Raw genomic sequence first — 8,155 nt, 5'->3', positions numbered from 1 at the left:
TTTTTGATATATACATAAATTATATTTCACATGAAAAATATTGATAGCATTTATTTTCGTTGCTCTATTGAAAAGTGAACGCAGTTCAAGTATTATGGAAGTAACATATGGGAATCTATTTTCACCTGTAGAATAGGAGGCAGAATATGCTGCAGAGCAAGAGCTGGGACGGTTTTGAAGGGGGCGTCTGGCAGGAGGAGGTCAACGTCCGCGACTTCATTCAGCGCAACTATACGCCGTACGACGGCGACGAGTCCTTCCTTGCGCCGCCGACGGACGCGACGAACCGCCTGTGGGCACGCGTGCAGGAACTTCAGAAGGAGGAGCGCGCGAAGGGCGGCGTGCTCGACATGGAGACGGAGATCGTCTCAGGGCTGACGGCATACGGTCCGGGCTACATCGACCCCGCACACAAAGACCTCGAAAAGGTGGTCGGTCTCCAGACGGATAAGCCGCTGAAGCAGGCGTTCATGCCGTACGGCGGTATCCGCATGGCGGAGGAGGCCCTTGAGAACTACGGCTACAAGGTCAGCCCGAAGCTCCACGAGATCTTTACGAAGTACCACAAGACGCACAATGCGGCGGTGTTCGATGCGTACACGGACGAGATCCGTGCGGCGCGCCGCAGCCACATCATCACGGGGCTGCCCGACACGTACGGGCGCGGGCGCATCGTGGGCGACTATCGCCGCGTCGCGCTCTACGGCATCGATCATCTCATTGCGTTCAAAGAGGGCGATCTGCTGAACTACGGCGACGGCATTATGAGCAACGATGTCATTCAGCAGCGCGAGGAGGTCGCGGAGCAGATTCGTGCGCTGAAGGGCATGAAGGAGATGGCGGCACTCTACGGCTTTGATATCGCGCAGCCCGCGAAGGACGCGCGTGAGGCGGTGCAGTGGCTCTATTTCGGCTATCTCGCGGCGATTAAGACGCAGAACGGCGCGGCGATGAGCGTTGGCCGCATCTCGACCTTTCTCGACATCTACATCCAGCGCGACCTCGCACGCGGCATCCTCTCCGAGGAGGAGGCGCAGGAGCTGATCGACCACATTGTGCTGAAGTTCCGCATGGTGAAGTTCGCGCGCATCACGTCCTACAACGAACTGTTCTCGGGCGATCCGATCTGGGCGACGCTTGAGATGGCGGGCATCGGCATGGACGGCCGCCACATGGTGACGAAGAACGACTTCCGCTTCCTCCACACGCTTGAGAACATGGGACCCTCCCCCGAGCCGAACCTCACCGTGCTTTACTCCTCGAAGCTGCCGCAGACGTTCAAGGACTACGCAGCGCGGATCTCCATCCGCACGAGCTCGATCCAGTACGAGAACGACGATGTGATGAAGCCCGAGTGGGGGGACGACTACTCGATCTGCTGCTGCGTATCGGCGACGCAGACGGGCAAGGAGATGCAGTTCTTCGGAGCGCGTGCGAACCTCGCGAAATGTCTCCTCTATGCGATCAACGGCGGCATGGACGAGAAGAGCGGTGTGCAGGTCGGCCCTGCCTATCGCCCGATCCGTACGGAGTATCTCGAATACGACAACGTCATTACGAAGTATGAGCGCATGATGGACTGGCTCGCACACGTCTACGTCAACGCGCTGAACATCATCCAGTATATGCACGACAAGTACTACTACGAGGCGGCGGAGATGGCACTCATCGACACGGATGTGCGCCGCACGTTCGCAACGGGCATCGCGGGCTTCTCGCACGTCGTGGACTCGCTGTGCGCGATCAAGTATGCAAAGGTGAAGCCGATCTACAATGACCGCATCGTCGTGGACTACGAGGTTGAGGGCGACTTCCCGCGCTACGGCAACGACGACGACCGTGCGGATGAGATCGCGAAATGGGTGCTCAAAACCTTCCTGTCGAAGATCAAGGCACGTCACACCTACCGCAACTCCGAGCCGACGACATCGATTCTCACGATCACATCGAACGTCGTCTATGGCAAGTACACGGGCGCGATGCCGGACGGGCGACCCGCATGGATGCCGCTCGCACCGGGTGCAAATCCAAGCTATGGCGCGGAGTGCTGCGGGCTGCTCGCTTCGCTCAACTCCGTTGCAAAGCTGCCGTACCACTGGGCGCTCGACGGCATCTCGAACACGCAGAGCATGACACCCGCCTCGCTCGGTCACAATGAGGATGAGCGCGTACAGAACCTCGTGAGTGCGATGGACGGCTATTTCGATCAGGGGGCGCACCATCTGAACGTGAACGTGTTCGGGCGCGAGACGCTGGAGCACATCATGGAGCATCCGGAGGATCCCGCCTATGCGAACTTTACCATCCGCGTCTCGGGCTACGCGGTCAAGTTCATCAGCCTGACGCGTGAGCAGCAGGAGGATGTAATTTCGCGTACCTTCCATGAGCATATGTAAAGGCAGAATCAGCGCGACAGAGAGCTTCGGCTCGGTCGACGGCCCCGGCATCCGCTTCATCGTCTTTGTGCAGGGCTGCCGCTATCGCTGTCAGTACTGCCACAACCCCGAGACATGGGAGCGGGAGGGCGGCTATGAGGCGACGGCAGAGCAGATCTTTCGGCAGGCACTGCGCTATCGTCCGTATTGGAAACAGAAGGGCGGCATCACGGTCAGCGGCGGCGAGCCGCTGCTCCAACTCGAATTTGTGACGGAACTCTTTCGTCTCGCGAAGGAAAAGGGCGTGAACACCGTCATCGACACGGCGGGCGAGCCGTTCACACGGAACGAACCGTTTTTTAGTGCGTTCGCGGAACTGCTGCCGCTCGTGGATTTGTTCCTGCTTGATCTGAAGCACATTGACGATGAAGAGCACAGGGCACTCACGGGTGTATCGAATGAGAGTGCGCTTGCCCTGACTCAGTTCCTTTCGGAGCGCGGCAAGCGGATGTGGATTCGCCATGTGCTCGTGCCGGGATGGACGACGGGGGCGGATGCTCTTCGCCGTCTCTCGGACTTTATCGCAAGTCTAAAGACGGTCGATCGCGTGGAGGTGCTGCCCTATCATGCGATGGCACTTCACAAGTATGAGGAGCTTCGCCTGCCGTATCGGCTCGGGGACACGCCCGCACCGACTGCGGAGGAGATTGCCTGTGCGGAGGAGATCCTGCGCGTGGGGGAGTATACGGGATATTTGAGATAAACGAAAAGAGAGGCACTGCACGGCGCAGCACCTCTCTTTTTGAATGCACACATCTGTTTTTATTTTGAAACTTATGTTATACTATCTGTGTTGCCACCTCCTATAATGGCACTGAAAGGAGGTGTGCCGATTGGAGATGATCACATCATTCATACTTTCCGTCATGGCGAGTGTAGCTGCCCACTATATTTGCAAATGGTTAGACGGCGAGTAACCGGCAACTAGCCTAGGGGTTCAGAAATCTTTCCCTGTGTCAAAAAAGACCCCCGCAATGCCCGTTGCGGGGATTTTTTCGTGCCAATGGAGCACTTCCACATCATTCATTTTTGCCTCACCTATATAATAGCACTTTCTCTATTGCGTTGCAAGGCTATTTTCGGCACAGCCGTATCAAGGCATCCTCCAACAATTCATCGCCCGCCTGTCCCGTTTTCAGCAGATAGTCCGCGTCGGCAAGGGCGAGGACGGCACGTTCGAGCGTTGTCTCGGAGAATGCCTTCGCGTGTCCCCCGAGTTTTTCGGCGATGAAGGGATGCAGTCCCATGATCTTGCCGAGCCCCTTCGGCGGCGTGCCGTTCATCAGCAGACGCTTTGCCTGCCAGAGCTGGCGGACATGGCGCACGAGGAGGGCGAGCAGGACGGTGAAGTGGATGCCATCTGCGCGGCAGCGTGCGAGGAGGTCGAGTGCCTGCCTGACATCGCGTGCACTCACGGCATCCATCAGCGCGAATACGGACACCTCGGGCATCTCCGAGAACGCCGCACGCAGATCGTCCTCTGTGAACTGGGGATTGTCTGTGTAGAGCGTCAGCTTTTCCAGCTGGCGGTCGAGGAACTCCAGCGAGATGGTCGGCATGATGCCGACCACACGCAGGAAAAATGTGCGTGCCTCCCTGTGCATGGAGCGGTTCATCTCGCGCAGCCGCCCGTTCAGCCAGTTTTCCACCGTCCACGGGCGGACGGGTTCGCTCTCCAGCACGCGTCCGTATTTTTCGACCGTCTGGTAGAGCTTGCGCCGCTTGTCAGGCTTCGTGCCAAGCGTAAAGATGACATAGGTGGTCGGGAGGAGGTCGGCGAGGCGGGCAATCAGCGCATCCGCCGCCGTATCCTTTGATGCGGGGGCATCCTCGTCCCCGTCCTTTTTTTTCGTTGCACGGAAGATGGCGGCATCGCGTACGAGGACAACTGTCTTTTCTGTGAAAATCGGCACCGTTTCGAGAGTCTCTATTAGTACGTCTACGGACGGCATCTCCTCGTAGCGGATGAGCGCGTAGGCACGTTCCTCCGCCACAGGCAGGAGGCGGCGCAGGATCGCCTCCTCGGCGCGCCGCACATAGTAGCTCTCCTCGCCCGCAAGCAGGAAGACGTGCGGCGGCTCACCCTTTGCGAGCGATGCCATGAACTCTGCGTAGTTCATCGGCGGTAGCGTGCCATCTCTGCACCCACGGTGGTCGGCTCCGTGTGCCCCGAGTAGAGAATGGTATCGGGCGGCAACGTGAAGATTTCGCGTGCGATGCTGTCCCAGAGCGTCTGCTCATCGCCGCCCGGGAAGTCCGTGCGCCCGATGCTCGCGAGGAAGATGGTATCACCGACAAATGCCGCCTTGTCGCGTGCGCTGTAGAATATGCAGGAATCCGTCGTATGTCCCGGTGTATAGCGCACCTCCAGAGCAACGTCGGGATTTGCCGCGAGCGTGATAATCTCGCGGTCGGCAAAGGTCGTCACGTCCGAGAGCGTAATCCTACCGCCGCCCCAGAGCGAGAGATTCCAGTTCGGGTCGCTGTAGTAGCGCGGGCTGTCCTCGGCGGCATAGATGGATGCGCCCGTGCGAATGGCAAAGTCCTCCGCGCCGCCGATGTGGTCGAAATGGCAGTGCGTGAGCAGGAGCCGCTCGATCGTCCAGCCGCGCATCTCCGCGTGTTCGGCAAGCAGGTCGCCGTCTGAGCCTGCGTCGATGAGGAAGCCGTGCTGTGTTGCATCGTCGATATAGAAAAAGGCATTGGTCGGGATCATGTCGCCGACGGTCATACATTCGATCATGTGGATTCTCCTATCTTAAGGAAGCACTGACAAATTCAGCACCGCGTCTTAGCACATCTTTTTCGCCCTGTCTGTGCCCTAGAATCCTCCACATAGCGGACGGCTATGCGTCCGGTTTGTCTCCTTGACAGGACAAAAAAATCTGCACCAATACGAGGGTCTATTTTATCAGCGATTCCTTTATCGGAAAGAGCAGCTGGAGGATGTGAACACCCGTCTTGCCGCACGCGTCGATGCCGTCACGGCAGTATTTGCACGAGCAGACGGCCTTCTCCGTCGGCAGCTTCTGTGCGTGCCGCTGGAAGTAGGCGTGCTGCTCCTCCTCCGTCATGGGTGTGAACATGGGGGAAATCCGCATCCCGATCAATCAGCTCCCATACATAGGTAAATGCGCCCGCCTTGGAACTCTCCTCGACGATGTTTGCACAGTTGTTGCACGCGACGATTGCGTGATCTTCCGGCGTCAGTTTCGGGTGATGCGGGCGGCAGCAGCCTGCCGTCTGTACACCATGTCGCGCTTCGAGGTAGCGGCGCACGGCTGCACTCTCGGCGGGGAAGTCGGCTCGGATTTTGCAGCTCGGATAAAAGATGATTGCCATAGATGTTCTCTCCTAAATATACACAGTTTTGACTCAGCTGCCGCTGCTCCACTCGTAGGCGCGTCGCGGGTCGCCACTGGCGAGATAGATGATGCCGCAGTAGGCAAAGCCGTTCTTTTGCAGACAGTTCTGCATGGGAATGTTGTCCGCGTGGGTATCTGCGCGCAGATGCTCATGCTGCGCACGTGCGAAGGCGAGGATGGCGCGGAATGTACCGCGCTCCGTCCCATCGCTGCCCGCGCGGTGAATCGTGGCATAGGGGGCGTCGTCGCGCCATGCGCCCTCGATGCGTGCATACGTCGGGTCGTCGCCGGGGATGAGCGCAAATGCGGCATGGAGATGCCCCGCCCCATTTTCCAGTACATAGCTCACACCCTGCAGAATATCTGCGCGTACGATCTCCTCCGACGGATAGCCGCCGCTCCACTGCGTCATGTTGCCCGTGCGGCGCATAAAGGCGCGTGCCGCATCATAGATGCGCAGGATCGCGGGAATATCCTGCACCGTGGCTTGTCGTATCATTCCTCGTCCTCCGTTTCTCCTATTCTACACGATTGCAAGTAATTTTGAAAGAAGCGTTTGCGGTGATGAAAAAATAATGCTATACTAAAGCACACTTTTAAGGAGGGATGGCGATGCGTGCGTGGCTCGTCTATGCACTGCTCTCCGCTCTGTGTGCTGCATTCGTTTCCATCTTTGCGAAGGTGGGGCTCGCCGGGGTGGACAGCACTGCCGCAACGACCGTTCGTGCCGTGATCATGGCGCTGTTTCTCGTGGGTGTGGTCGTCGTCGAGGGGCATACCGCCGATTTGCCGCAGGTGCTTGCCGATCGGAAGGCACTCGCTTTCGTCGCACTCAGCGGCATTTCCAGTGCGCTCTCGTGGCTCTTCTACTTCCGCGCACTTAAGGACGCTGCGATCACCTTGGTTGCACCAATCGACAAGCTGAGTGTTGTCTTTGCAGTTCTGATCGCCGTCGTCATTCTTGGTGAACGGGTCAGTTTCCTGCACGGTGTTGGGATTGCAATGATTGCAGCGGGTGGGGTGATTTTGGTACTGTTTCCATAGGGGACGTTTGTTCTACAGATAGGGGTTGAAATGGATACACTGATTCATTCGGAAAATACGTGGGCTCTCCTGGCTGTGATGATGGCTGCGGTCGCTGCCTCGATCCATCTCGAACAGAGCTATACATGGGCATCGCGCCTTACGGGGGCGGTTCTCGCACTCGTCCTCGCACTTGTGCTCGTCAATGCGGGCATCATTCCGTCCGCTGCACCGATCTATGACGATGTGGTCTGGGGCTACTTTGTGCCGCTCGCGATTCCTCTGCTGCTGCTCCAGACGAATATCCGCAAGATCTGGCGCGAGACGGGGCAGCTGCTTGCAATCTTCCTCATCGGTTCGATCGGGACAATCGCGGGCGCGGTGATCGGGTGCGCCCTCCTGCAGCACTCCATTGACGGGCTGCCGAAGGTGGCGGCGATGATGACCGGTTCCTACATCGGCGGCGGCGTGAACTTTACGGCGCTCGCGGATGCGTTCAAGGTCAGTGGGACGCTCGTCTCGTCGACCATCGTTGCCGACAACCTCAATATGGCGATCTACTTTTTGATCCTGCTCGGGATTGCGAGCAATGCTCTCGCGCGTCGTCTCTATGAGCATCCCCTGATCGACGAGGTGGAGGAAAAGGGCGTGTCGGCAGAGGGCAAGACTCTCGCGGCGGCATACTGGGGGCGCAAGGATGTCTCCCTCCGCGACATCGCCATGTGCATTACCTATGGTGTTGTCGTCGTGACCATCTCGAAGTTCATCGGCAGTACCTTTGCGACGCTGGTTCCGGCGGACGGCGGGATGCTTTCGAAGATGTGCAGCACCTTCCTCGGCAGTCAGTACGTCTGGATTACATTGCTGTCCGTTATCTTTGCCAGTTTTTTTGAAAAACAGGCAAGTGCCATGCACGGAGCACAGGAGATCGGGACATTCTTCATCTATATGTTCTTTTTCGTTATTGGTGTGCCCGCCTCTATCATGGAGATCTTGGTGAATGCGCCGCTGCTCTTCGTTTTCTGCTTCATCATGGTCGTCCTCAATATGATGTTTTGCCTGATTGGCGGGAAAATATTGAACTTCCCGCTCGAGGAGATCCTCATCGCGTCCAATGCGAACATTGGCGGTCCGACGACGGCGGCGGGCATGGCGATCTCGCAGGGATGGACGCGCCTCGTGGGGCCTGCGATGCTTGTCGGCACGTTCGGCTACGCGATCGGCACATACATTGGCATCATTGTCGGCAGTATGCTCGGGGCATGAACGTCGCATACATTTTAGGAATCGCTGATAAAATGAAGTCCGTCAGATTGGCGTAGATTTTTTCGT

Annotated in this window: 8 protein-coding genes; 4 read left to right on the top strand and 4 right to left on the bottom strand. The window is 57.9% G+C overall.

Annotation, left to right across the window (positions count from 1 at the left end):
• Positions 1-146 precede the first annotated feature (146 nt).
• Both pflB and pflA read left to right on the top strand, forming a co-directional pair.
• Positions 147-2,396, top strand: a complete 2,250-nt coding sequence (gene pflB / locus ACO6BQ_RS11325) for a formate C-acetyltransferase (protein ID WP_489121016.1) — start codon at positions 147-149, stop codon at positions 2,394-2,396.
• Entirely contained in the window at positions 2,383-3,138 is a 756-nt protein-coding gene (gene pflA / locus ACO6BQ_RS11320; protein WP_489121014.1) for a pyruvate formate-lyase-activating protein, read from the top strand. Before pflB ends, pflA begins: the two co-directional genes overlap by 14 nt.
• A 370-nt stretch (positions 3,139-3,508) precedes the next feature.
• Here pflA and holA read toward each other — a convergent pair whose 3' ends face one another.
• The 4 genes from holA to ACO6BQ_RS11300 form a co-directional block, all read right to left on the bottom strand.
• Positions 3,509-4,555 carry a DNA polymerase III subunit delta gene (gene holA / locus ACO6BQ_RS11315; protein ID WP_489121013.1) on the bottom strand — a complete coding sequence of 349 codons (1,047 nt, stop codon included), beginning with the start codon at positions 4,553-4,555 and terminating at the stop codon, positions 3,509-3,511.
• Positions 4,552-5,178, bottom strand: coding sequence for an MBL fold metallo-hydrolase (locus ACO6BQ_RS11310; RefSeq protein WP_489121012.1), 627 nt, complete (start codon positions 5,176-5,178; stop codon positions 4,552-4,554). The genes holA and ACO6BQ_RS11310 overlap by 4 nt, the downstream gene beginning before the upstream one ends.
• Before the next feature lie 239 nt (positions 5,179-5,417).
• On the bottom strand, positions 5,418-5,777 hold the full coding sequence (locus ACO6BQ_RS11305; protein ID WP_489121010.1) for a hypothetical protein: 360 nt from the start codon (positions 5,775-5,777) through the stop codon (positions 5,418-5,420).
• 33 nt (positions 5,778-5,810) lie between these two features.
• A complete protein-coding gene (locus ACO6BQ_RS11300) occupies positions 5,811-6,299 on the bottom strand; it encodes a GNAT family N-acetyltransferase (protein WP_489121007.1) in 489 nt (162 codons plus the stop codon).
• A gap of 113 nt (positions 6,300-6,412) precedes the next feature.
• On the opposite strand from ACO6BQ_RS11300, the gene ACO6BQ_RS11295 reads away from it, so the two are divergent.
• Together ACO6BQ_RS11295 and ACO6BQ_RS11290 are read left to right on the top strand one after the other, a co-directional pair.
• Positions 6,413-6,844 carry an EamA family transporter gene (locus ACO6BQ_RS11295; RefSeq protein WP_489121018.1) on the top strand — a complete coding sequence of 144 codons (432 nt, stop codon included), beginning with the start codon at positions 6,413-6,415 and terminating at the stop codon, positions 6,842-6,844.
• Between the two features lie 30 nt (positions 6,845-6,874).
• Positions 6,875-8,089: a DUF819 family protein gene (locus ACO6BQ_RS11290; protein WP_489121006.1), complete on the top strand. Its 1,215-nt coding sequence runs from the start codon at positions 6,875-6,877 to the stop codon at positions 8,087-8,089.
• Positions 8,090-8,155: the final 66 nt, after the last annotated feature.

It is taken from the genome of Centipeda sp. (in: firmicutes), assembly GCF_057271695.1.
This window is presented reverse-complemented; position numbering and strand designations above follow the sequence as displayed.